Source organism: Spirosoma litoris (genome assembly GCF_054776755.1).
The window spans coordinates 565,793-591,845 of the sequence record NZ_BAAHBI010000035.1; the positions used below are offsets into that span (position 1 = coordinate 565,793).

Genomic DNA, 26,053 nt, shown 5'->3' on the forward strand with positions numbered 1-26,053 from the left:
TGTCCCCGGTCTGTGTCCTCACCATAGCCGTCAGGTTAAGCACGCGGTGATGTCAGTTTCAAGAAACTGACATCACCACAGCCAGCCAAATTCTTCTCGCCAACGTCAGTTCATCCTGCTCAATCTAAACTTTATCCTAACGGTTCAGGGGTTCATCAAAAAAAGGAACCTCGGCTGCTGCATGCAATTTACTTTTACCGCTAATAAGACACTGATTATAGACCAGTTATAGCGTATGCATTCTATCTGTCAATCTGTTCAGTTCAGGTCATGGACATTGGCCGTCGTATTTCTGTTACTTTCCGCGGTGGGATTTGCTCAGAAACTAGACTACTCCGTAGCGGCCGAAGGCCAGAAATTGTACATGGCCACCTGTAACAATTGCCACAAGGCTGAAGCGGGGGTAGGCGCTCCAGGCTATTTCGTGCTGGCGCAGATGCCACCAAGGGCTATCCTGGCTGCTCTGGAAACGGGTAAAATGCGTGAACAGGCCAAGAATCTAACCACCGATCAACGAAAAGCCATTGCTCAATGGTTGGCAAGTAAAGCGTTGAAAGATGACCCGATTCCGCAAGAGGCTTATGGGCAATTTACCCTTCCTCCAGCGAAAAGTGGATTAGTACATCACTCGGGTTGGGGCGGTAATCTGGAAGGAACCGGTTATCGGTCGGCACAACAGGCGGGGATTTCGCCCGAAACCGTTGGTCGTCTGAAACTCAAATGGGCCTTTGCCTTTCCAGACGTGAGTCAGGTGAGGAGCAAACCCGCTATTGTTGGCGACTGGTTGATTATTGGTACGCACTTTGGCGAAGTGTATAGCATTCATAAACAGACTGGAAAAATTGGCTGGCGTTTTCTGGCGAAAGCGGCCGTTCGGGGGGCCATTTCGGTGGTGCAGAACAACGAGGGCATACGCGCTTTTTTTGCCGACAACAATACAAATACGTATGCCATTGACGTAAAAACCGGGAAACTGCTCTGGGAGACCAAAGCCGGAAAACACCCTCAGTCGGGGAATACGGGTTCGGTGGCCGTTTACGACAATAGGGTATATGTGCCGCTGACCTCTAACGAGGTTGTTTCGGTTCTGGACCCAACATATCCATGCTGTTCGTCGTCGGGCGAAATTGTCGCGTTGGATGCACGTTCGGGTAAAGAAATCTGGCGGCATAGGGTCATTGCAGAGGAAGCAAAAGAAGTAGGCAAAAAGAAGAATGGAGCACCTTTTTATGGCCCGTCGGGAGCAATTGTCTGGAGCAGTCCTACCGTCGACACCAAGCGCGGGCTGCTTTATTTCGGTACGGGCGAGAATTACACCAGTCCAGCTACAACGACCAGCGATGCTATTCAGGCATTAAATCTGAAAACCGGAAAACTGGTCTGGTCGTTTCAGTCAACCAAAGATGATACCTGGAATCTGGCCTGTCCCGGCAATCCCAACTGTCCCGAAAAAGTAGGCCCTGATTTTGATTTCGGTATGGCGCCCATTCTAACCAAACTGCCATCTGGGAAGGAAATCCTGCTGGTTGGGCAGAAAGCGGGGATTGTTTACGGCCTATCGCCCGATAACGGGAAAGTCATTTGGCAAACCCGCATCGGGCGAGGTGGAGCATTAGGAGGCATTCACTGGGGCATGGCAACGGATGGGAAGTATGTGTATGCCGCCAATGCCGACAATAAGTTTGGCATTAATCCCAAGGTTGATTCGCTAATCAAGCCAGAACCGGGCCTGTTTGCGCTGGATGCCGCAACGGGAAAGATTATCTGGAAAACGGCTGCACCAGCTTGCGAAGGCAAGAAAGGCTGCATTGAAGCCAACTCGGCTGCGCCAACGGTCATTCCCGGATTGGTATTTGCAGGAGCACTGGATGGCCATATCCGCGCTTATTCGACAACAGATGGTAAAATTTTGTGGGACTATGATACTGCAAAGGAATATCAGGCCGTGAATGGGATTGCGGGCAAAGGAGGATCAATTGATGGATCAGCGCCCGTTGTGGCCGATGGAATGGTATTCGTCAATTCGGGTTATGGCCTCTTTGGCGAACTGCCCGGAAATGTTTTGCTGGCTTTCGAAATCGAAAAGTAAATTTTGGGAGAATAGGCGTATAATCAGGCGGCCGTGGGCAAACGTAATGACAACACGGTTCACGGATGGGGTTTTTAAGTTGGGTACGTATATTTCGTGCTATTTTTAAGAAAACGATCGCCTGATTATGAAATATGTCTTTTGCCTGACGGGTTTGCTTTCGCTGCTCGCACTTAGCCTTTTTTCGTTCAAAAAAGAAACCGCAGTACGACCGAACATCCTGTTTATTCTGGCCGACGACTGGAGCTACCCCTATGCGAGTATCTACGGCGATAAAACAATCAAAACTCCTAACCTCGATAAACTAGCGCAATATGGTACCGTTTTTACGAATGCCTATTGCGCTTCGCCCTCCTGTACCCCTTCGCGGGCGGCTATGCTTACAGGCCGCTACCCGCATAACCTCGGCGAAGGAGTAAATCTGTGTGGCCGACTCGATTATAGTATTCCTACTTACGTTCAACTGCTCGAAAAAGAAGGCTATTCGGTGGCGTTTGATCGGAAGGGCTGGGCACCGGGCGATTATCTGAAAATGGGTTATACGCAGAATCCGGCGGGCGATTCGGCTAAGCTAGGGTTCGGGCCATTTATGGATAAACTGCCCAAAGGAAAACCTTTCTTTTTCTGGTTTGGTACCAACGATCCGCACCGCCCTTTCGATTTGGGAAATGGTAAGAAAGCCGGAATCGACCCTACGAAAATTCACCTGCCTAAATTCCTGCCCGATGTGCCCGAAGTCAGAGGTGACGTGGCCGATTACTTGTCGGAAGTAGAGCGGCTCGATCGTGAAATTGGCGATTTGCTGAAGAAACTGGAAACCTCGGGCCAATTAGAGAACACCATTATTGTGGTGGCTTCTGACAACGGGATGCCGTTCCCCCATGCCAAAGCAAATCTGTATGATTACGGAACCCGAGTGCCGCTTCTGATTAGCCGTTTTTCTAAGTCGCAAAATCAACCTAAACGCAATGATTCGTTTGTCAATCTAATCGATCTGATGCCTACTTTTCTGGATTGGAGTGGAGTTAAACAACGTCCTGTCGTTGATGGCATTAGCTTAGTACCCGTATTGAATGGACAAAAAACAGTTCATCGGTCCGAGGTTTTTCTGGAGCGTGAGCGCCATTGTCTGTGCCGCGCTGAGTTGGATTCGGGTGCAGGCTATCCCATGCGCGCCATTCGCACCAAAGAGTATCTGTACATCCGCAACTTCCGACCCAATCGCATGCCTGCCGGTGATGAAACTATCCCAAATACGCCGTCTATTTTTGGCGATGTGGATGGCGGCCCCACTAAAATTTATATGATGGATCACCGGAACGATCCGGCCATAAAGCCTCTGTTTGTCATGGGTTTTGAAAAACGCCCTTCCGAAGAATTGTATGTCTTGAAAGATGATCCGTATAACCTGCACAACAAGGCACAGGATGCGGCCTTAGCGCAAACCAAAAACGCATTGCGGAAGCGCTTAGACAAATGGATGCAGGATGAAAATGACCCTCGCCAGAAAGGCGGTGGCGATCAGATCGACAAGTACGAATCGACCACGCATGCCTGGATAACCCGCGACGGCATTATTTTCTGGGATAAATAAGGAGCGTTTTTGTCATTCTGACGAAGGAAGAATCTTAATGTTTACTTATTTGTGAGTGAAGATGCGTTAAGATTCTTCCTTCGTCAGAATGACAAAAAACACTCAAAGGAAATAGTAGATGGACTCTTAGTTCCCTGAACGGATTAAAGAAGCATTTAGAAATACAGGGCGCTACTGGAACCAATTGAAAACAAGTTAATATTGCGTTGAAATTTAGTACTCAAGCTTTTCACTCGTTCTTTTGCAACGTAAACAGGCTTTTGGGTGTAAAGACTATAGACAACGGTTGTTGGGTTCTTTACAACGATGACGAACGTTTAGTACTCCTACCATCAATTGTCTACAAAAAACCATTTTCATCTTATGCGTAAGTTATTCTTACTTTTTCTCTTACAAATTTCCTTTGCCGGGTTTGCCCAAAAGAAACCATTTAAAGTAACTATTGCTGTCGGATTTTCAGATCCAACGTACCGGGCACCCAAAACCGATTTCGCGAAAGCGGGCTTCGTTTATAGCCTTGAGCCGCAATATGAACTCGATAAGTTTATCAAAAATCTGGACCTCGGTTTTCGACTTGAGCAGGCTTTTGTTCAGCGCACAGAATACCTTGATAATAACCTTTCGTTCCCAACCCAAACGAAATCGATTATGTCGGGGGTGTTGACCGCCAATTATGTGCTTAACACAGGCTCTGCGCTTAGACCTTATATCGGAGCTGGTATCGGTCTTTATTACGCCGATAAAAGTACGCCCATTTATAATTCCATTTCGTATCCATTACCCGTCACAGCTAACCTGGGTGGAATGGGACGACTTGGGATTAAGTATAAAATCTGGCACCTGGAAGCGGCCTACAACCTGGTTGGTGATACCAGTATTAAGACCACTACCTCTGGTCTGACCATGACAGCCGATAATTCGTACTTAACTGTAAAAGCGGGCCTTACGATTGCGGGCAACCGATAAAATAGTTTCTTTTTGACAAGATTAACAGGGTAAAACAAGATTTGGTCAATGCATAAATCCTGTTTTATCCTGTTAATCCTGTCGAAAAAATTACTTACCCTCCAATAACAACAGAAACATTTCGGCTGCGTGCCAGGCATGGGGAAAAGCCAGTTTCTGCTTCACAAATTCTTTATCCAATACAGTCAAGCCAGGATAGTGAGCTAAGCTAGACTGTTGTTCCCAGCTCAGCGGATAATCAAGGCTGCCAACTATAGCTCGTTTTTCAGAAACCCCGGGTCGGTTATAGAAATGGTCCTCGGCCCAGGCTAAATAAGGGCGATTGGCCGCTAAGCGTTCGTCGGATTTAGTGGGAGTGACGGGCTCATTCGTCAAGTTCCACCAACAGAGGGAAGCATAACTGTCGTATTGTTTTGGAAGGACATACGGATCAGGTAGCCCAAGCGATTTTAATCCGTATTTGAGCCAATTGGTCTGGAAAACCGGGTGTTCGGCATTGTCTGTTTTACCGATGATGTACGTATCCTTTTGAAATTTCCTGACAGAATCCCGTACCGTTTGCACCACGGGATGGCTTTTATCGGCTACCAATGAGGTCAGAAATAAGACTTCTCCTAAATTATCTGCTTCCGAAATTCCGTAATTGTTGCGATCGAACGGGTCACGAATTGCCATAATCCAGTCGTTGATGAGCGAGAGATTATTGGTTTCCCGCATCACCATCGCCATTAATGCCGCATCACGATACCAGGGTTTAAGATAGACCAGAAAGTTGGGGGTCGGCCGCCCGTTGATCACATTGATGAGAACTTCTTGATGCAGCACCCGCAGTATTGGCCCGTACGGATGGTCGGCAAAATGGGGCAATAACAATCGACTGCGAGTACCAGGAATAAGCCTGGGTCGTTTGCCTGTCTGTAAGAGCCAAACGCCCGTTTCATCTTCGCGAATCTGTATAATTTGCCTATCGGCCAGCGTCAATTGTACCAGGTACTCGGAGGGAACAATAATCTCCTCTTTCACATGCCATTGTTCTTCAATATTGCCTGTTAGTGCGTTCAGCAGCCGCCCTTTTCGGTAGATGAGTTTTAAGCGATCGCCCATACCAAAGAGAAAAAACTTCAGATCGGGTAATTCGCGACGATTCGGATACTGCTGCCGGAGCTTAGCCAGGTTTTGCTGATACATCGTTAAGGCACCGGCAGGATCGACATGAAACGAAGGTGGAATCGGTTTCTGGGCCGAAGCTGACAGAGTCAGAAACAGAAGAAAAAAGAACCAATGGCGGGACATGCGTTAGATGATTAGCGAAGCTTGGAGGGAACAGGCTGATCGCTGTAAACGAGTAATTCCCCCATACGAACGATATGCTCAGTATCTGGATTTAAGACCTTTACACGCACGCTATGCTTGCCTTTAGGAAGTTGATAACGCCAGAACAGTTCATGTCGACGGTGGGTAAAATCGACAGGTAATTTGGCCGTTTCAATTTTCTGGTCGTCGATGTATAGCTCAGCGTTGAAGGCGAAGTCGCTTTTGTAATCCCAGTTGCTACGCGATTTGGGTTTTGCCTCGCCTTTCAGAACAAAACCTGTACCGTCGAAATCGAAACTATACTCACCATTGATTTCTTTGTTGATGTTACGAGCCAGAACGGGATAATGGCCCGTAAAGGCTTGTTCCAACCGCACGGCTTTGGGTGTCTGGAGGGCAATCGTCACCTGATCGCCATTGATTTTTCCACCGTTTCGCTCCACAACTTGTAAGGCGTGTTTCATACTCATGACATACACATCGTTGAGCGACATGGTTGTGTATTTGAAATCAATATCTTCGGCTTCTTTCAACCCCTGTTTCCAATAAGCTGGAATGTGGTCATAGCCCAGCATAGTGCCCAAAATGCCACCGGCCGAGGCCGGATTACAGTCGGAATCCTGACCGGCACGCGTACTGATTTCCATCGTTTTCGTAAAATCACCGCCCCCGTACAGAAGTCCCAAAACAATGTAGGCCGAGTTTATTTTAGCGTCGATGTTAAAGGAGTGAAATACACCATCGGGGCAACCAATGTCGTCGGACCATTTTCGTTCGATCTCAAACCAGTTGCGTTTCCAGTCGTTCGGGAACTGATCGTGCCATTTAATGACATCGGCAATGCATTGGTAAAATGTGCTCTGAGCAGGAATGGTTCTTAAAGCTTCCTTCACAATGTAATTCACATCTTTAGAGACAAACGCCAGCGAATACATGGCACCCACGTACGCACCGCCATACCAGCCATCGCCGTAGTTCATGATGTGGCCAATCGGATCGCCAATTTTCACCGCCGTGTTGGGCATGCCGGGAGCCATCAGTCCCGAAAAATCCGCTTCGATCTGGAAATCAATGTCATCGGCATGCGGGTTGTTGAGCCAATGTCCTGAAGCGGGCGCTTTCATCCCATTCAAAATATTATATCGACCCGCCTGGTTGGCGTGCCAGAGCATGTAATCGGCTTTCGCATAGGCATTGGCATGTTCGGCAATGGGCGCATCAAGTCCCTTTTTCTCAAAAACATCCACGAACGTCAGGTCCATATACAGGTCGTCGTACAGGCCCGGACTTTCGGTCATGGTTTTCTTGATATAGCCATCGTACCACGGAATGGGCTGGTACGCGTTGATCATCGTGCCCGTAAACCGAAACTCGGTCGGTCCGCCGAACGTGCAACCGATAACCTGGCCCGCCCAGCCGCCTTTTATTTTATCCTGAAGCGTGGCCTTGGAGAGTGTCACAGTAGCTGGCGCTCCTGTTTTGCCAGGGGGAATTGTAGCTGATAAGAGTAAAGTAAGTATAGATAGGGAAAGGAGTTTCATTGAAATGAGTTGGTTTAGGGGTTGTTCGTGGTGACAGACGATCTGCTGTAGTCGTTCTAGTTAGTGGTGGCAGGTTCTTCAACCCGACATCACATCACTAAACCACTTCTTCTCGCTTAGGCATAGAGGCTTGAGCACCCATGCGTGTAACCGAAATCGAAGCGGCTTTACAGGCAAAGGCGATTGCATCGGGTAGCGACTGTCCTTCGGCCAGACCTACGGTCAGTGCACCGTTGAAGCAATCGCCTGCTGCTGTCGTATCGATGGCTTTGACGATTGCCGTCTCGATAAGCTGGTCCTCTGTACCCGTGGAGAAGTAAGCCCCTTTTGAACCGAGCGTAATGACAACATTCGATACGCCCATTTCATGGAGCTTTTGAGCGGCTTGCTTTGCCGTGGTTAAGTCTGTTACACAAACGCCCGTGAATAATTCGGCTTCGGTTTCGTTGGGCGTGATTAGAAAAAGATGCTGAAATAAATCGGCTGGAAGTTCCTGGGCAGGGGCAGGATTCAGGATGACGCGTAACCCTTGCTGGGCAGCCTGCTTCACCACATGCTCGACGGTAGGCAGCGGAATTTCGAGTTGGAGAAGGACCAGGGCGCCGGCGCTTGCTGTTTGCAGGGCGGTGTCGGTTTCGTTGGCTTGCAGATGGGCATTTGAACCCGGAGCCACCGTGATACAGTTTTCGCCCGAAGCATCCACATTAATCAGCGCAACGCCCGATGGGTGTTCCGTATCGGTCAGTATGTAGCTAGTGTTGATGCCTTCCTGCTGGAAACCCGCAACGGCCTGCTGACCAAAAATATCATTGCCAACCTTGGCAACAAAGGTCACCTGACCACCCAGCCGGGCGGCACCAACCGCCTGATTAGCTCCCTTACCACCCGGATTCATCAGGAATGTACCGCCCAGTACGGTTTCGCCCGGTGCGGGTAATTTTTGGGTCTTCACGACCATATCGGTATTTGAACTACCAACCACCAAAATCTGATTTGGCATAATGAAAAAGCGTTTTCGACGAACGTATTGATTAACTGTTTTTTTTCATTCCGATGCCAGGAGGGATGAAAAAAAAGACCCTAAATAACGTATAAATGGCCGTGAATCTAGAGATTCTTTAGGCCCAAGAGAGTCATGTAAACCATGCCTGTGTCTAAATGCATTTGGTAATGCCCATTTACTGTTTTAGTCAAATTTATCTGAACAGCCGATGCCCCAGGGAGTTAACTATATGTATGTTGAATCTGGCATCTGTATGCTTATATTGCATACTATTGCGCCGACCTCTTAACTGAACGATATCAGCTATTATTGGTAGTTAACTACCCGAAAGTACTCAATGAATTCATTACCTGTTGATCTGACAAACTGTGAGCGGGAGCCGATTCATATTCTCGGCCATATCCAGTCGCATGGGTATTTAGTTGCTATTCAGCCCGATACTTATACCATTGTACACGTCAGTGATAATATCGCTGAGCTGGTTGGCATTGCACCGACTCAGTTGCTGGGGCAGCCTGTACAGGCGCTGTTGGCGGAGACAAATGTGCCAGGAAACACACTGGTAGAGCTCTTGAATGTAGGTTGCCGCAATGATTCGTGGGATACCATGAATCCAAACCGGGTAACCCTGAATGGACAAATCTGGAATCTGATTATTCACCAATATTTAGGGCTTATTCTGCTCGAATGGGAACCCAGTGGCGATGAACGGAATGCGCTGATTAATCAGCAATTACTGGCGCAGGCGCTAACGGAAGTGCAGTCGAGCCGGACCCTGGCCGACTTGCTTCAGAATACGGCCCGGCGTGTAAAAACGATTATTGGTTTTGATCGGGTCATGGTGTATCGGTTTGGTGCCGATTGGCATGGTAAGGTAGTTGCCGAAGAAAAAGACGATGAGTTAGAATCCTACCTGGGCTTGCATTATCCGGCTTCGGATATTCCTCGGCAGGCCCGCGAATTATATAAAATCAATTTGGTGCGATTAATTGCCGATGCAACCAGTACGCCATCCAAAATCCTATCTGATTCAGATTGGCCCAGCGATCGCCCGCTCGATCTTACGCATTCGGTGCTACGAGCTGTTTCACCGGTTCATATTGAATACCTGAGGAACATGGGTGTGCAGGCATCCATGAGTATTTCGCTGATGTATCGGGGTGAATTGTGGGGGCTGATTTCATGCCACAATACAACACCCCGTTTTGTCGATTATCCGGCTCGGCAGGCGGCTAAGTTTGTCAGCCAATTACTCTCGGCAGCTTTAGAATTTCGTAAAGATGAAGAAGACAAGACAAACCTGCTGCAATACACCCAAAATGGACAGCGGCTTCACGAGCAGTTAATTCTTACGGACGACGTTGTGCGGGCACTAGTCAAATCGTCCGTAACAGTGCTGAACATGACCGAGGCAACCGGTGCTGCCTTAGTGTTCAATGACAAAGTTTACCAACTGGGCCAGACACCCGATGAAGCTGATATTCGGGCCTTGGCGGATTGGCTCCCCACAACCGACACCGAAACATTTCTGGAAACCAGTCAACTTCCAAGTCTGTATCCTCCGGCTAAAAGCTTTCGGGATGTAGGTGCTGGCTTGCTGGCGATTGAGTTGTCGCGGGAGTTGAAGGAATATGTATTCTGGTTTAAGCCTGAGCAGATCCAGGAAGTTACCTGGGCGGGTAATCCCGATAAGCCCGTTACGATTACGTCTGATGGACAGCAGCGCATCAACCCCCGAACGAGTTTTGCGGCCTGGACCGAAATTGTACGCAATACATCGAGTCCCTGGAGCGAAGCCGAAATAGGGGCTGTTGTTAAGTTGCGCGAAGATATTTTGCAGGTTGTAACAAGACAGGCGAATGAAATCCGGCTACTGAATCAGCGTTTACAGGTAGCGTATGAAGAACTGGATGCCTTTAGCTACACCGTATCGCATGATTTGAGAACACCTTTATCGTCGATTCGCTGCTACTCCGAAATTTTGCTGGAAGAGTACGGAACAGAACTAAATCCCGATGCGCAGGCTCTGTTTCAGAAAATCATTGATTCGACGGATCGAATGCGGAGTCTCATCCGGCACATTCTGTACTATTCGCGGATGGGACGCACCGATTTAAGCACTGAAAAGGTCGATATGCGTCAACTGCTGGAAGGCATCCGGGAGGAAATTATGGTAACAGCTAAAGATCGGTCTTTACAGATTGACATTGGAGAGACGCCAGCCATTTCGGCCGATCCAACCATGGTATTGCAATTATTTACAAACCTGATTGGGAATTCAGCAAAATATACCAGACTGACTCCCAAAGCAGTTATACACGTGAATGGCCGGCAAACAGACGATGAGGTTATTTATTCGGTAGAAGATAATGGCATCGGCTTCGATATGAAGCAAGCTGGTAAGGTGTTTGATTTATTCAAGCGATTGGAAAACGCCCGTCAGTTTGAAGGCACCGGCGTTGGTTTGGCTATTGTGAAGCGGATCATTAACCGGCATCAGGGCAAAATCTGGTTTCATAGTGAACCGGATCGGGGTACCACGTTTTCTGTTGCATTTCCACTGACGACACACGCCTAGCTCATGGTTGACGTATTATATATTGAAGACAATCCGAACGATGCGGACATATTCAGTCGCCTGATGCAGAAGCTGAATCGCCCGTTTACGTACACTGTTCTGGACAGTGGCTCCGAGGCTGTCGATTATCTGACGGGCCAGGGACGCTATAAAAACCAACCACATTCGTTGCCTAAACTGGTGTTGCTGGATTTGAATCTGGGTGGTCTGAGCGGTGTCGAAGTTATACAGCAAGCTCGCTCCATCGATCGAACCCGGTTTGTGCCTATCGTTGCGTTTAGCACATCCGATAGCCCGCGCGATATAAAGTCAGCGTACGAGGCCGGTGTGAATGCCTATATCGTGAAACCAGGTAGTTATCAGGCCACCGGAACCTTACTTAGTAAACTGTGCGATTTCTGGCTTGAGAACAATACCCGAATCGATACGAAATAGATTTACTCAACAGCCTCAATGAGCACTTTATTAGAGCGTTTGCGGAACGAAACCCGTCTCCTACACGAACAGACCGAACAACAGTTTTATACCAAAGCCTTACAAAACGGAACGCTTTCAGTAGAGGAATATAGTCATCTGCTCCGCACCCATTTCCTATTCCATCAGGCGCTTGAAACGGCTATTGATCGTCACACTGAGTTTTTTAAAGACTATGAGCCTGCTATGCGTCGGAAAACAGCCTGGCTGCTGGACGATTTGGCCAATTTGAATGAGTCAGTGCCGCAGCTTATGCCTGAGTTATTTGCTGATTGGTCGCCGGTTTCCTTGCTGGGCGCGGCTTATGTTGGGGAAGGGTCGATGTTGGGCGGAACTGTAATCTGGCGGTTACTACAGAAAAATCCGGCTATTCTACCGCTCCTGACAAACGCTCGATTTTATCAGGGGTATGGACCGGCTATTGGAAGCAACTGGAAGAATTTTGGCACTTTCGTGACGCGCGAAGGAGAAGCTCACGCCGATGAAGTAGTGTCGGCTGCTGGTCAGGCTTTTATCGATTATCAGACTATTTTTCAACGCAGTCAGTTTCCCGTTCTCTAGATGATTACATACGCCATATCTTGGAGATATGGCGTATGTAATCATCTAGAGAACGGGCAGGAACACTTTAAAGGTTGATCCTTCACCGGGCTGGCTCGCGACATCAATAGCCCCTCCATGACTCTCCGCAACCCGCTGACAAATCGCTAGCCCGATGCCTGTACCACTGTAGGTCGCCGGATCGTGCAGCCGTTGAAAAGGACTGAAAATTCGATCTTTGTACCGCTCATCGAAGCCAATACCATTGTCGGTTACGGTAATGAGCCAGAAAGGATAAGGGTGTACGTCTTGTATCTGCGCAGGCAATTCGTCGGGTTGAACCATGCGCGAACGAATGCTGATAACGGATGATACGCCCGGCGAGGCAAACTTTAACGCGTTGGCAATCAGATTCTGAAAAAGCTGTCGTAGCCGCGACGAACTCCCCGAAATTTTGGGTAGTGGGCCAATGTCGATAGTCGCTTTTTTCTCCGTAATACTCATTTCCAGATCGTTGACCACATCTTCAAGAACACCGTTTAGGGCAACCGTTGTGAAGGGTTCGCGTTGGGTACTAAGCTTGGAATAAGTAAGTAAATCCTTAACCAGCATTTGCATCCGATGGGCCGAACGCTGAATTCGACGGATCATGTCTCGCTCGCCATCGGAAAGATTATCGGCAAATTGCCCTTTCAGCAAGTCGCTAAACGCCTGAATACGGCGAAGCGGCTCCTGTAAATCGTGCGACGCTATGTGCGCAAACTGTTGTAGGCTTTCGTTGGAGCGTTTAAGTTCAGCGTTGGCTTTGTTGAGGTCAATGGCCTGTTGTTGCGCAGCCAGCTCAACTTTCTTTCGCTCGGTAATATTGTTGAACGTGACCACGACATTATCGCCGTCCTGCTGAACGACCGATACTTCAAACCAGCCTTCTAGTCCTAATTCATCACGGTAATACTGTGTGCTTTGGCCCGGCTCGCCCGTTTCGACAACGCGTACATAGAGATCGAAAAAACCATTTTCCCGGTTACCCGGAAATACGGTCAGCAAGGTTCGCCCAATCAGTTCTTCGGGCTGCATGGCGTTGCTTCGGACAACCGCTGCATTAGCGGTATGCATCAGGAAATCGACAATCGTGCCGGTTTCATCCCGAATCGCCGTCATGGCTATAATGCTGTTGATTGACGCATCGAGGGTAGTCCGTAGTTGATGGGCCTGACGCTCCAGATCCTGAGTTTGTTGGTGTACGAGTTGTTGCAGATGGACTTCATTCTCCTTGTCGGAAGTTATATCGACCACTGTCCCAATAAACCGCTCAACAACTCCCTGGTTATTCTTGAATGTCTGCCCTCTGGAACGAATCCAGCGAAGCTGGCCATCCTTTATGCCCAGGGTTCGGTACTCATACATAAAAATCCCATTGCTGTCCGGTTGCAGCACGTCTTTTACCGCCTGGTCGGTTGGCTCGCGATCGTCGGGATGAAGGCCTTGTAAAAACACACTGTAGTCGATCCTGGCCGTAGCAGGCAGGCCAAATAACTCCTTACAGCGATCTGACCAGATCAACTCGCCAGTAAGCGGATAAAACTCCCAGGTGCCAATTCGGGCCGATTCTACGGCAAGTCGTAAGCTGGTTTCGGTCATCTGCGACCGCATTTCGATTCGTTTTCGATCGGTGACGTCAATCAGTACACCCGAAAACGTGAGCGGTTGGTTTTGCTCATTATAGCTCAATCGACCACGGGCAAGCACCCATCGGTCTTCTGAATTTTCAGAAATAATTCGGTACTCTGCTTCATACGTATGGCCTAACTGGATGGCTTCATTAATAAGCAAAATAACCCGCGCCTGATCGTCGGGATGAATCTTGTTGGTGAATGTGCTTAGGGGAAGCCCATTCTGGCCCTGTGTTTCGTCTACGCCAAAAAGCCGCAGTAGATTTCGGTCGCCAAATAGCTGATCATTTCCAATATCCCAAAACCAAGTCGCAATCAGACCAATGCTGATGGCTGTTTGTAAGTGATCATAAGAACGTCGCAATAACGCTTCTTCATGGGGCGGAAGTGTCGTTGACGGAGCAGCGGGCAGCTGATTCATACAGTAAATGAGCCCTAAGCCGAAATGGGCTCTGGTAGTAATAAACCCGTTTTTAAACAGGACTGTTTGGGTATAACTTCTGATAAAATTATCATATATCTGTCATTATACCCAATAAGGTCTGAAAATAGGTGTGCTAACCACCATGACTGCCGTAAATCAGAGCTTTTTATTGGTTGGGGGTGTCTTGCCTGTTGCCTTTTTCTCAGCTTCTTTTTGCAACTTTCCCGCTCGTTTTTCGGCCTTGCGAGCGGCCTGCCGTTCATGCAGAACTTCCACTTTATCGTTATGGATTTCTTCGGCTTCTTCCACCGAGTGTGATTCGGACAGGCTCGCTTCGGTTTTGGCCTTGGCAGCTAATTCGCCAAAGAACCGGTGTAGAGCGTGGAGTTCCTGTTCGGTCAAGTCTTCCACATTCAACAGCCGATTACTCGCTTTTCGATTCACGGCAAGAAGCTCATTCAGTTTGATCTGCATTGCCAGCGAATCTTTATTCTGCGATTTCTGAATCAGGAACACCATCAGAAAGGTGACAATCGTTGTACCCGTATTGATGATCAATTGCCAGGTGTCGGAGTAGCCAAAAACGGGGCCGGTAACGAGCCAGATAATAATGGTTAGTAAGGCTATCAAAAAAGCTGAGGAAGAGCCGGTAGCCTGGGTTGCTTTGGAAGCAAATTTCTCGAAGAATTTGGTGAATCGACTGGAGTTCATACGATAAACGAATTAAAAGAGGTAAGTTCTCTCTAAATCGTCAATCCATTGCGCTCTCTGAGATTAAAATGGTCAATCGTGACGGCCAAGCTTTTTCTGAAGCGCTTTATACGTCGCCAAATACTCAGGAGCGGAATACAGTGCAATCGATCGTTCAGTCCAGGTTAACGCTTGTTCCAAGTCTGCTGCTGATGTTCCCAACTCACGATAGGTATCTGCAATTTCATGCAGTGAATGTGATACTTTCCACGACATCAGCCGATTGCTGGCTGGCTGCTCAATCGCATTTATTTTGTTCCGGATTGAGTCAGGGATAACAACCATCATCGTTTTTACGCGTAAGGCTGTTGTCGAATCCAATTTTCGCAAACTATCCAGCGATTGACTCATCAATTGATTTTGCGCAATTGGGCCCGCTAGCGCCCGATATTTTGCGAAGTTTTTAGTTTGCTTGAAAAACTTCAACCGGTAGTCGTTGGCTGCTTCCTGTTTCTGAGCCTCCTGCCGAACGAAAAATGGATTGCCGGAAGCCGTATTCCGTTCGTTGTTTACAATAACTTTTTCAAGTAGTGCTTCATCGTTAGTGAGTTCTGCCTGTTTGAAATCGTTGGAGAGCGCACGGTACAAGGCACGATAAACCGGTGTTGCCAGATTCCGTTTCGCTGGGTCGGATGAGAGGATAGAAGGTCGATTTTTAATCAGGAAATCAAACGACTTTGTTGTTGACGATTGTAATTTCTCCGCTATATATGTTATCGTTTCATTGGCTACCCGTTCTGGTTCGGGCAGTGCATCCAGATAAGCGTCGAGCACATCGTCGATAGGCCGATTAAGTGCCTGAAGGGAAATTAGGTATTTTTTGAGGAAATCGGGATCACGCTTCCCATCAACATAATCACGATCGCCCTTGGCAACTGTTGTTCGTAGTTGCGATAAAGCCAGCATATGATCGGCCTGATCGATCATGCCGTTGATGCCCGGATAGCCTACCGCCCGGTGGACCAGTGTTCCATTGGGATCGATGTACAAGGCCGTTGGATAACTTGCCACAGCGTACTGTTTGGCGATTTGAACACCTTCGCCCCGCTCGGCATCGAGCTGGTAATTGATAAAGTGCACGTTGAACTTCGCCCCTACTTTTGGGTTTGGAAATGCTTCTTTGGCCATGCGTTTGCAGGGTGGGCACCAGGTTGTATAGATGTCTATATACACGGGCTTGTTCTGGCGTTTGGCTTCAGCCAGTACTTCGGTCCAGGAGCCTTTAAAGAACGAGATGCCCCCTGGTTCAGCAGCTAAATGAGTAGCATCTTGGGCAATTGAACTAAAGGTCAGAAGTGGAAGCAGGCAAAAAATTAACCGTGAAACGAGCAATGGCATATAAAATCGTATTGATGTGTAATCGGAAGAAGTTAGAACATTATCTGCTTTTGTTGGCTAGCTGGCTTGGTAAATAACCAAATTTTCGTTTGAAAGCCGACGAGAAGTGGTGGGTTTCGCTGTAGCCAAGTTTGGTCGCTACGTCGCCAATCGTAAAGCTACTATCGCATACTAACTGGTGAGCGTACGGCATACGAAGGTCGTTAAAATAACCGAATACGGTATGGCCTACTACTTCCCGAAATCCTTTCTTGAGTTTGTAGTCATTCAACCCGACAAAGCGGGCCAGTTGCAGAAGCGAATAGGTATCCAACGGACTACGGTCAAGTAATGTTTTCACGACAAGGACTTTGTCGATATCACTGGCCGCTAAGGACGTTTTTGATATGGGGCAATTAATTAAATGAATGGTATGAGAGTCAAGAATTTAGTCTGGCGTCTTAGGGCTGAATGAGTTTATGATAGACAGACATGTAATAGGGTAAGAGGAAAAACGTCCCTTCATGTTCATCATTTCCATCTCCTTCTGATAACCTGAGGGCAAACCCGTCACGATCCTGCCTTACGTGTCCACGCTCATCGATTGGCAGGGCATAGCCATCGGTACGCCAACCTTTGGTGGGATCTTGTCCAGGAGTAGGGTCAAAAACAACATCTAACCGGTGGGTATTGTCCATGGTATAACCAATTAAATCCAGCGGGATTTTCTGAAGATTTTCAAGAATAAAGGTTGGGTTGTTTGCTGCTTTGTAGCAGCGTTGGACTACAGAAGGAGCATACAGGTGGTTTTCGGGAAAGAGGTTTTTGCCTTGAAAGTACTTCTGATCGGCCAGACGGGTAAACTTATTGGCCAATGATTGATAAATGGCATCCCAAAAGGCATTTTTTTGCTTACTGATATGTAACCAGGCGGTTTCCAGCGCCTGGCGGTACATGAGTAACAACGATGGGTCAGTTTCATAGTTAATCAACCCGTAGAGACTCATCAGGCAAAGATTATTGTCCCAGGGAACTACATTTTCTGGGGGGAAATATTCTTTTGGGTGAAGGGCGGAAATATGGTAATTGTACTGCTTTCGTAGTTTGTCTGCTTCAAGCTCATACCTATTGTCACCGGTTACGTGCCTGGCAACATTAAGAAACGATAGCATCATCATAGAGTTTAGTCCACGCTGATCATATCCATAAACCGAATTGAAATAGTCCGGTGAAAAGTCACCCCATCGGGTCACTTTTCCGTCATGGTCAACCAGTTTGTATCCGTGGCGAATCAGGTGATCGGTTATGGCACGAACCACATTCTGCACGGCTTTTTTCTCTTCGTCGGTTTTGGCTACCAGGTCATAATAAATTCCGTAAAAGAAAAAATGCCCAGCCAGCTCATCCGAACTTGTATCGCATTTCCACCTAAATTTTCCGTCTTTACTTGTGGGAAATCGGGGGTAAATGTCTTTCCACATCGGATCGGATTGCTGATGCCGTTTATTGTATTCGTTTCCATACTGCTCGTTGACAGGCTCAGGCCAGTCGATCGGAATAATTACCCTGGCGGGGAAACCCGGTTCGTGGGAAATGTCCACCAGCCATTTGCAGGATTTGAAACATCGATCTGCGAGTGCTTTGGCTTGTGAATTGCCCGTTGCTGCATAGCGGAAGGCTTGGGCTGCACCGTACATGGCGGTGTACATACCGTCATTGTCTGAAATAGCGTGTTCCCAACTCTCAATAGCAAACTGTTTTTTCAGATGACTTTGGGCTATGAAACCCATGCGGTTGTGTCGTTGCTCAACTTGCTGGGTGAAATAATCGGCTTTCTGTTCCAGGGTTATAAGCGTGGGTTTAATCTGACCTACGCCATTGTTCGTGGCAAACCAGGCTGTTCCGTCTTTGGCGACAGCGATGCCGTTAACAACGTCGTCTGGAAGCCAGCGTTGGCTAAACCGATATCTAAAAAAATCGTTTTCGACCTTGATTGCCCCTTTGGTGGTGCCAAACCAGACTACCCCATTTGGTGCAGCGGCTCCACAGGTGAACTGATTATAGGGTAGCCCTTCTTTGCCTGTAAACAGGTGCCAGTGTGTTCCATCCAGATAGCCCACCCCTTCTTCCGCACCGAACCACAAGCGGTTTCTGGAATCGACTACTACCACCGAAACATGGCGTAAGGCCCAATTGTATGTTTCGTTTGAGGGCATCATACGCTCGATTTTTTTTCCCGTCAGACGATATAATCCCTTGGCGGTGCCTACGATCAACCGGTTTTGATACGTAGCCGAAGAAAGGATTTTTACTCCCTCGATTTGAGTCAATCCAGTTGCTGATTTGGCTGGCATATGGCCTGTTTTTGACCGCCAGGTATGTCCAGACAGCTCGTAAATTTTGTTATTGCTGAAAGCCAGAGGGGCATTGTTTATCAGTGATATCGCTGTTATTCTTCCCTTAGGAAGTCCGTTTTCAACTGTGTAGGAGGTCGCAACTTCCTGAACGAATGGTTGCCCATAAGAAATGTGGGAGCACACCAGAATAGGCGCTAAAAGTAGTACAAGGAGTTGGACAATGGATTTCACTAGCCTGGCTGATTTAGTAATCATTTGCCAATACTACCTACTTTGTCTTGGAAAGGGCTACGTATCCTGCTGACTAAAGGAGATTTATTTAATAGCTAGACTTCACCCTAAAAACAGACCCGCCAATTTTGTTCAGACGGGTCTGTTCTCTCCTAAACAAATCTTACTAGTTGATTACTTACACACCTGATATGTCGCCGACATATCTTTCTGCCAATCGGTTGCGACTTTGGTGAGGTCGGCTACGCAAATGGTCTGGATTTTATTGCCAAAGCATTGCAACACCTGTAACAGTGAATTGGCTCGTAAGTCTAGCTCGGTTAGGGTGTTGGAGAAGCACCACAACACGGTTAAGGCTTTGTTCTTACTGATATCCAGACTGGTTAAACGGTTATTGGTACAGTACAATTTGGCCAGTTTGGTATTGGTGCTGATGTTTAGGGAAGTCAGGTTGTTTTTAGTGCAACCCAATAGAGTGAGTGCTGTATTTTGGCTCACATCCAGACTCGTCAGACTATTCGCAGAACAATCCAATTCGTTGAGCGCGACATTCTTGGTTACATCCAGACGGGTCAATTTATTGGCGTTGCAATACAATTTAGTCAGAGCAGTATTTTGGCTCACATCCAGACTGCTTAGGTTATTGGCTGAGCAATCGAGCGTTTTTAAGCTGATAAAAGCCTCAATACCCTGCAAGCGACTTATGTTTTTATTGGCAAGCGGCAGATTGATTACTTTTTGAGCATTCGTTCCTCGAAGTAGTCCATCGCGTGTTGTGTCGATCTTTAAATCAATGAGCGCCTTCTCAAAGTTTGTGTCTGGAATTGCTACGTAAGGTTCGACGCCAATTGTCAGACTGAACGATGCCGATGTCGAGGCTTTTTTGCTATCGCGGGCAATCACCACCCCAGCTATGGTATTATTGTAACCTACATTACGAATCGTGTAGGTGGTATCGGAGAGGTTTCGAGCTAACGTATCCTTATATACTACCATATAGGTAACCCGATCGCCGTTGGGGTCTTTGGCCTTGGTCCAGGTCAATGTTACATCGTTACCAATACTAGTTGGTTTGGGCGTTACGGTAAAGGCGGCTGGTGGGAGGTTGGGTTCTGGATCATCACTTTTTTTGCAGGATAGGACAACTAAACTCAGTAAGATCGCCAGCGTAAACAGGAGAATTCGGGTAGACATAGGCCGATAACAGGTGTGTGGTAGAAAGTTGATATTACTGGCAAACCCGATACGTAGCTGACTCATCTTTGAGCCAGGTAGGTTTTACGTTGCCGAGGTCAGCTACACAGATAAATTGAATCGTATTGTTGTTACACGACATCCATTGTAACAGTGGATTGTTTTTTAGGTCGAGGTTGGTCAGGTTTGTGTTAGCGCAATACAGTTCGGTTAACGCGGTATTCTTGCTGACATCCAGATTCGTGATTTTGTTGCTGGAACAATACAAACTCGTCAGCTTTAGATTCTTACTGACATTAAGGCTATCCAGCTTATTGTCGCCACCATTCAGGCTAAGAAGCTCTTTATTGCTGCTGATATTCAGTATCTTCAACTTATTTTTCGAGCAAAATAATTGAGTCAGCATGGTGTTCCTGCTCGAATTAAGACTGTCTAACTGATTGTTTTTGCAATCCAGAATGAGCAATCGGGTATTCTTACTGATATCTAAAGCAGTCAGTTGATTGTTATCGCAATACAAGTTTGCCAGGATCGTATTTCGGGTAATATCCAGTCGGGTTAGCTTGGTGGACGAACAGGTTAAATCGGTCAGGATTTTATTCTTACTGATGTCCAGAGTGCCCAGGTTGTTGCCAGAACAATAGAGTTCAGTTAAGAGCTCATTCTTGGTCACATCCAAACTGGTGAGGTTGGCGTTTTTGCAGTCTAAATAAACCAGCCTTGTATTCGCGTGGATATCGAGGCCAGTTAAGTTATTATCCGCGCAGGCTAAAATGCTCAGTAAGAGATTCTTCTTTAAATCCAGACTGGTGAATTTATTGGCATTTCCATGTACGAGTGTTAGCGATGTATTTCGGCTAATATCCAGACTGGTTAGATTGTTGGCTGAGCAGGCTAAATGAGTGAGTTGCGTATTCTTGCTGACATCCAGACTAGTCAACTTGTTTTCACTGCAACCCAATCGATTGAGCATTGTCAATTTACTGACGTCCAGGTCTATCAGTTTATTCCCATTGCACTCCAGCGTTTTTAGTGCGGTATTGGTATGTACATCCAGATACACCAGATTATTCTGCGAACAATCCAGGCTGGTTATATAGACAAAGCTTTCCAGCCCCTGCAAGCTGCTTATTCCCTTGTTGTACAGATTCAGACTGGTTACTCTCTGCGTGCTGGAGAAGAGTACCTTCCCATCTTTTTTAGTATCTATTTTCAGGTCGATCAGGGCCTGTTCAAAGGCTGGGTCGGGAATCGCTATCGCAAAATTGGGATCGTTGGGATCATCGTTTTTTTTACAAGCAGTAACGAATAAAATTAATAGACTAAGCAAGCTGAGCAAAAGAAGCCGTGTATTCATAAAAGCCTAATAAGTGTGCGGATTGGCGTAGTAACATCTACTTACTAATACACCAGATATAGGTCTTAGACGAAAAAAAAGCTAAAAGTGACTAAGCTGTTAGTTTGATATAGTTCCAGTCATTTCAGAAACGATGATTGGCAGAGATTCTTCATTTGGAAACTACTCACTCGAACGGGTAAGAAATAGTCGAGGTTGAAATACACTTTATAATTGACTGATAGCATAATTAGGCCTAAGCCATAAGTCAGCTCAGATGAACTAATCCCCAATAAGCCTTGTCTTTTTAGATATGGCAAAGTCTGCAATTTTTACACCTAATTCCACTGATAATAAGGAAGAAGTAAGTTGGCGCGAACGCTTCGCAGCGTTGGGTAATCTGCCCGCATTTTTCAAGTTAGTCTGGGAGGTATCGCCCGTTTTGTTTCTTGGTAACGCTGCTTTGCGACTTATACGAGCCGCTATTCCGGCGGCTACCCTTTACGTTGGCAAGCTGATTATCGACCAGGTCGTTTCGCTATCCCGGCATACCACTACCGAAGATACAACCTATTTATGGTGGCTGGTTGGCGCCGAATTTGGACTGGCTATCCTGTCAAATGCATTGGGACGGGCGGTATCTCTATTGGATAGCTTACTGGGCGATTTGTTTGCTAATCAGATTTCCATTCGGCTCATGGAACACGCGGCAACACTCGATCTGGAGCAGTTTGAAGATGCTACGTTTTACGATAAACTCGAACGCGCTCGACGTCAGACAACAGGCCGCACGGTCCTGCTTTCTGGCGTATTTGGTCAGGTGCAGGAATTGATTTCGGTGGGTTTTCTGGCAGCTGGTCTGGCTGTGTACAACCCCTGGCTATTGCTGCTGATTTTAGTCGCTGTAACGCCCTCGTTTATTGGCGATAATTACTTTAATCAACGAAGTTATTCACTCTCCCGCTCCTGGACACCCGAACGGCGTGAACTTGATTACCTACGGTACATTGGAGCCAGTGACGAAACTGCCAAAGAAGTTAAAATCTTTGGTCTCTCTAATTTTCTGATTGATCGCTTTCGGTCATTATCCTGGGAGTATTACTTGAAGAATCGGTCATTGTCCATTAGTCGTGCCAGTTGGGGAACGTTACTGACTGCACTCGGAACGGCGGGTTATTATGGGGCGTATGTCTGGATCGTGATGCGAGCGGTTAGTGGGCAAATCTCGCTGGGCGACCTAACCTTTCTGGCGGGGTCATTTCGGCAGGTGCGAGGTTCGCTGGAAGGAATTCTACTCCAGTTTAGCAGTCTGACGCAGGAAGCGATCTATTTGCAGGATCTGTTCGATTATTTCGCCATCAAGCCGCTGATCCACTCACCGAAAACGGTACGCGCTTTCCCTAATCCAATCCGTGAAGGGTTTGTTTTTGAGAATGTTGGATTTAAGTACACGAATTCTGAGCGCTGGGCGTTGCGTAATTTATCATTCATGCTTCAGGCAGGCGAAAAACTGGCATTAGTAGGGGAGAATGGCGCTGGCAAAACCACACTTGTCAAGCTACTCGCCCGACTTTATGATCCTGCCGAAGGCCGAATTTTGCTGGATGGCTACGACCTGCGCGAGTACGACCTAATGGAACTCCGTCGTAACATCGGCGTCATCTTTCAGGACTATACACGGTTTAAAATGTCGGCCGGCGTCAATATTGCGGTGGGTGATATTGATCAACGAACTAACCAGCCCCGTATCGAAACGTCGGCGCAACGGAGTCTGGCCGATACCGTAATTGCCAAGTTAGCTGGGGGCTACGACCAGCAACTGGGACGCTCATTTGGGAAAGGCGTTGAGCTTTCAGGTGGAGAATGGCAGAAAGTGGCGCTTGGTCGGGCATATATGCGCGACGCCCAGCTCATTATTCTCGACGAACCCACAGCCGCTCTCGATGCCCGCGCGGAGTACGAAGTTTTTCAGCGTTTCGCCCAACTGACCGAAGGTAAATCGTCGGTCATTATTTCGCACCGATTCAGCACGGTTCGTATGGCGGATCGGATTCTGGTTCTGGAAAATGGTACCTTGCTCGAAATCGGCAGCCATTATGAACTATTGGAGAAAGACGGCCGCTACGCCGAATTGTTTGGCTTACAGGCGCGGGGGTATCAGTAAGACGAAATGAGATTGTAAAGTTTTAAATAAGTACGTAAAATTGTACATAAATCATAACTACTTATGCAAGTTGTCAATTATACAGAGTTTCGGCGTTCGATGAAAGCGAAACTCGATCAGGTTAGCGATGACGGCGATACTGTAATTATTAACCGTAGTGAAAATAAAAACGTTGTACTGATATCATTAAAAGAGTATAACTCTCTAAAAGAGACTCTTCATTTACTAAGCTCGGAAAAGAACCGTAACCGCTTGATAAGTTCGCTTGAACGTGCTGATCGGGACGAATACGAAACTCATAATCTGATTGAAGACTAACGATGACTTTGTCGTGGGATAAGAATGCCTGGGAAGATTGTATTTATTGGCAGCAGACAGAGAAAAGTGTACTTCGACGGATTAATGAACTCATTAAAGAATGCATGCGTACGCCTTTTGAAGGGAAAGGCAAACCGGAACCTTTGAAAGAAAATCTATCTGGTTTTTGGTCACGTCGAATTACTGATGAACATCGGCTTGTTTACCGAGTTGAAGCAGATCGACTTCATATTATCCAGTGTCGATTTCATTACTGATTAGCCTAGCGCCATCAATCCTAAAACCATTAATCATGAAAACTAGCCTCCTTACCTTCATCGCTTTACAAGGAACATTAACGGCTGCATTAGCACAGGCACCCATGATCCCAGCGCCCGATAGTCAAATTAAAGCCGCCGTTCTAGCCGCGCCAGCCGATAAGCGAGATGGAGCCACTGTGTACGGCTATTCGCCTAAAAATGAATTTGTTGTGCTGCGGAAAGGTACGAATGAATTAGTTTGTCTGGCCGATGATCCCGCTCAGAAAGGTTTAAGTGTATCCTGTTACCACCGCGATCTGGACCCGTTTATGGAACGAGGAAGAGTGTTGAAAAAAGATGGCAAAAAGCCCGCCGAAATCCTGGCTATGCGTGAGCAGGAGGTTAAGGATAAGAAGTTGATGATGCCAACGCACCCATCGACTCTATTTTCCTATACCGCAAAGGAGGGAGACTATGATGCAACAACTGGCGAAGTAAAAGAGGGATACTTACGTTATGTGGTATACATTCCCTACGCTACCGCCGAAAGTACGGGACTACCCCTAAAACCCGAAGCACCGGGCATGCCCTGGATTATGGACCCTGGCACACACCGGGCGCACATCATGATCAACCCGCCTGCATCGACCACAGCTCATCATTAAGCTAAAAGAGGAGTTGTAAGTAATTAAACAGTCAACGGATGTCCCTCCCAAACAGCAAGATAGTTTTGGTTACAGTAGTGTATTTACTGTTTGCGGGGCTTTGTATGGGCCAAAGGAGAGAAGTCGATTATTCACGTATCAAAGCATCACCCAATGTCAGGCCGGTGATGGCTATCCCGGCTGACTCTGGACGAAATGTAAAGCCTAGTGTTTTGACGATCAAGGCCTTTGCGGTCGACATTAGTAAACCTCTGACATCGGCTATCGCCAAAATAACTTCCAGAGCAACGGGCAAAACGCAGCAGTTTTCGCTGGTAAACGGGCAGTTGGAACGCGTGTTTACTGGGGCCGATGTGTTGGCTATTGAGGTAAGTGGTGAGGGGTATACAACCGTTTTTCGAAGTATGACCATTGCCCTATCGTCGGCAGGTAATCGTTACGAATTTGATGCTCAGTTAGACCCAGCGACTATCAAACTAACCGTTTGGGCGGTTGATAGCCGGACGAATAAACTGATACCGGATGCTCATTTTACGATCTCAGGGAAAGTTGGCACGACAACGCTTTTGTTAACTCCCGATTCTGCGACTGGTCTGGTTAAAACAGACCTGCCGGGTAGAGGGACCTATCTGCTAACCAGCTCTGCTAATGGCTATGGCGATTTTACAAAGTCTATCCGGTTAGATAGTGTACAGAGTGAAGCTCGGGTGATGTTAACGCCTAAAAAAGTGCCCGACGCTACCCAGGCTCAGGCATTACCCGAAGCAGTAGTTAAATCGGCGAAGACGACTTATGTAGAAACCCCGGCTGCAAAACCAGCGTTGAAGGCACCCGCTCTCCCTAGTAATCTACAGATGCCAGCCGTTATGAATAAGTCCTTCGGGACCCTTGAAAAGGGGAAAGCCATCCCGCTTAAGAATATCTACTTCGACCAAAGCTCTCCTGTACTGCGCCCGGAATCAGCCCCCGAACTCGACCAATTGGCAGCTGTATTACTGGAAAATCCGTCCATGCAAATCGAAATTCGTGGTCATACGGATAACCAGGGTGATTTCGATCTAAACGTAAAACTCTCCCGCGACCGATGCCAGGCCGTTATCGATTATCTGGTTAACAAAGGCATTCCGAAAACTCGCCTAAAAGCCGTTGGCCGTGGCTCTATCGACGCCATAGCGCCCAACAATAATGAAGAAAACCGGAAGAAGAATAGGCGAGTGGAGTTTGTGGTCATCTAAACCGGGATTTTTGTGATTTAACTGACTGACTATGATTTTCTTTTTCACCTC

General features: G+C 47.3%; 21 protein-coding genes. 11 read left to right on the forward strand and 10 right to left on the reverse strand.

Annotated features, from left to right (window positions below; genetic code table 11):
* Positions 1 to 235 precede the first annotated feature (235 nt).
* The 3 genes from ACYVGR_RS21685 to ACYVGR_RS21695 all read left to right on the forward strand — a co-directional run bounded on the left by ACYVGR_RS21685 (position 236) and on the right by ACYVGR_RS21695 (position 4,649).
* Entirely contained in the window at positions 236 to 2,089 is a 1,854-nt protein-coding gene (locus tag ACYVGR_RS21685; protein WP_460960561.1) for an outer membrane protein assembly factor BamB family protein, read from the forward strand.
* A gap of 127 nt (positions 2,090 to 2,216) precedes the next feature.
* Entirely contained in the window at positions 2,217 to 3,683 is a 1,467-nt protein-coding gene (locus ACYVGR_RS21690) for a sulfatase family protein (protein WP_460960563.1), read from the forward strand.
* Positions 3,684 to 4,046: 363 nt separating this feature from the next.
* Complete coding sequence (locus ACYVGR_RS21695; protein WP_460960565.1) at positions 4,047 to 4,649, forward strand: outer membrane beta-barrel protein; 603 nt, start codon at positions 4,047 to 4,049, stop codon at positions 4,647 to 4,649.
* A 90-nt stretch (positions 4,650 to 4,739) separates the two neighbouring features.
* Here the strand turns inward: ACYVGR_RS21695 and ACYVGR_RS21700 are convergent, their stop codons facing one another.
* The 3 genes from ACYVGR_RS21700 to rbsK form a co-directional block, all read right to left on the reverse strand.
* Positions 4,740 to 5,942, reverse strand: coding sequence for a hypothetical protein (locus tag ACYVGR_RS21700; RefSeq protein WP_460960567.1), 1,203 nt, complete (start codon positions 5,940 to 5,942; stop codon positions 4,740 to 4,742).
* Between the two features lie 11 nt (positions 5,943 to 5,953).
* Positions 5,954 to 7,504: an ADP-ribosylglycohydrolase family protein gene (locus tag ACYVGR_RS21705; protein WP_460960569.1), complete on the reverse strand. Its 1,551-nt coding sequence runs from the start codon at positions 7,502 to 7,504 to the stop codon at positions 5,954 to 5,956.
* Between the two features lie 97 nt (positions 7,505 to 7,601).
* Entirely contained in the window at positions 7,602 to 8,504 is a 903-nt protein-coding gene (rbsK, locus tag ACYVGR_RS21710; protein WP_460960571.1) for a ribokinase, read from the reverse strand.
* 340 nt (positions 8,505 to 8,844) lie between these two features.
* Between rbsK and ACYVGR_RS21715 the strand changes: the two genes are divergently transcribed.
* From ACYVGR_RS21715 to ACYVGR_RS21725, 3 genes are read left to right on the forward strand one after another with little or no spacing between them, the layout of a single operon-like run.
* Positions 8,845 to 11,085 (forward strand): ATP-binding protein, encoded by a 2,241-nt coding sequence (locus tag ACYVGR_RS21715; protein ID WP_460960573.1) that lies wholly within the window; start codon positions 8,845 to 8,847, stop codon positions 11,083 to 11,085.
* A 3-nt stretch (positions 11,086 to 11,088) separates the two neighbouring features.
* Positions 11,089 to 11,520 carry a response regulator gene (locus tag ACYVGR_RS21720; protein ID WP_460960575.1) on the forward strand — a complete coding sequence of 144 codons (432 nt, stop codon included), beginning with the start codon at positions 11,089 to 11,091 and terminating at the stop codon, positions 11,518 to 11,520.
* 18 nt (positions 11,521 to 11,538) lie between these two features.
* Positions 11,539 to 12,120, forward strand: coding sequence for a biliverdin-producing heme oxygenase (locus ACYVGR_RS21725; RefSeq protein WP_460960577.1), 582 nt, complete (start codon positions 11,539 to 11,541; stop codon positions 12,118 to 12,120).
* A gap of 45 nt (positions 12,121 to 12,165) precedes the next feature.
* On the opposite strand, the gene ACYVGR_RS21730 is transcribed toward ACYVGR_RS21725, so the two are convergent.
* The 7 genes from ACYVGR_RS21730 to ACYVGR_RS21760 all read right to left on the reverse strand — a co-directional run bounded on the left by ACYVGR_RS21730 (position 12,166) and on the right by ACYVGR_RS21760 (position 21,402).
* Positions 12,166 to 14,193 (reverse strand): PAS domain-containing sensor histidine kinase, encoded by a 2,028-nt coding sequence (locus ACYVGR_RS21730; RefSeq protein WP_460960579.1) that lies wholly within the window; start codon positions 14,191 to 14,193, stop codon positions 12,166 to 12,168.
* A gap of 159 nt (positions 14,194 to 14,352) precedes the next feature.
* Entirely contained in the window at positions 14,353 to 14,907 is a 555-nt protein-coding gene (locus tag ACYVGR_RS21735) for a low affinity iron permease family protein (protein ID WP_460960581.1), read from the reverse strand.
* A gap of 72 nt (positions 14,908 to 14,979) precedes the next feature.
* A complete protein-coding gene (locus ACYVGR_RS21740; RefSeq protein WP_460960583.1) occupies positions 14,980 to 16,284 on the reverse strand; it encodes a thioredoxin family protein in 1,305 nt (434 codons plus the stop codon).
* Positions 16,285 to 16,324: 40 nt separating this feature from the next.
* Positions 16,325 to 16,624: a helix-turn-helix transcriptional regulator gene (locus ACYVGR_RS21745; protein WP_460960585.1), complete on the reverse strand. Its 300-nt coding sequence runs from the start codon at positions 16,622 to 16,624 to the stop codon at positions 16,325 to 16,327.
* A gap of 100 nt (positions 16,625 to 16,724) precedes the next feature.
* Positions 16,725 to 18,617, reverse strand: coding sequence for a hypothetical protein (locus ACYVGR_RS21750; RefSeq protein ID WP_460960587.1), 1,893 nt, complete (start codon positions 18,615 to 18,617; stop codon positions 16,725 to 16,727).
* 408 nt (positions 18,618 to 19,025) lie between these two features.
* Positions 19,026 to 20,111, reverse strand: a complete 1,086-nt coding sequence (locus tag ACYVGR_RS21755) for a hypothetical protein (protein WP_460960589.1) — start codon at positions 20,109 to 20,111, stop codon at positions 19,026 to 19,028.
* Positions 20,080 to 21,402, reverse strand: a complete 1,323-nt coding sequence (locus ACYVGR_RS21760; RefSeq protein ID WP_460960591.1) for a hypothetical protein — start codon at positions 21,400 to 21,402, stop codon at positions 20,080 to 20,082. Before ACYVGR_RS21760 ends, ACYVGR_RS21755 begins: the two co-directional genes overlap by 32 nt.
* Before the next feature lie 292 nt (positions 21,403 to 21,694).
* On the opposite strand from ACYVGR_RS21760, the gene ACYVGR_RS21765 reads away from it, so the two are divergent.
* The 5 genes from ACYVGR_RS21765 (at position 21,695) to ACYVGR_RS21785 (ending at position 26,002) form a co-directional block, all read left to right on the forward strand.
* Positions 21,695 to 23,545 carry an ABC transporter ATP-binding protein gene (locus ACYVGR_RS21765; RefSeq protein ID WP_460960593.1) on the forward strand — a complete coding sequence of 617 codons (1,851 nt, stop codon included), beginning with the start codon at positions 21,695 to 21,697 and terminating at the stop codon, positions 23,543 to 23,545.
* Between the two features lie 63 nt (positions 23,546 to 23,608).
* Positions 23,609 to 23,863: a type II toxin-antitoxin system Phd/YefM family antitoxin gene (locus ACYVGR_RS21770; RefSeq protein ID WP_460960595.1), complete on the forward strand. Its 255-nt coding sequence runs from the start codon at positions 23,609 to 23,611 to the stop codon at positions 23,861 to 23,863.
* Between the two features lie 2 nt (positions 23,864 to 23,865).
* Complete coding sequence (locus ACYVGR_RS21775) at positions 23,866 to 24,120, forward strand: Txe/YoeB family addiction module toxin (RefSeq protein ID WP_460960597.1); 255 nt, start codon at positions 23,866 to 23,868, stop codon at positions 24,118 to 24,120.
* Between the two features lie 35 nt (positions 24,121 to 24,155).
* Complete coding sequence (locus ACYVGR_RS21780; protein ID WP_460960599.1) at positions 24,156 to 24,767, forward strand: hypothetical protein; 612 nt, start codon at positions 24,156 to 24,158, stop codon at positions 24,765 to 24,767.
* 38 nt (positions 24,768 to 24,805) lie between these two features.
* A complete protein-coding gene (locus tag ACYVGR_RS21785; RefSeq protein ID WP_460960601.1) occupies positions 24,806 to 26,002 on the forward strand; it encodes an OmpA family protein in 1,197 nt (398 codons plus the stop codon).
* Positions 26,003 to 26,053 lie beyond the last annotated feature (51 nt).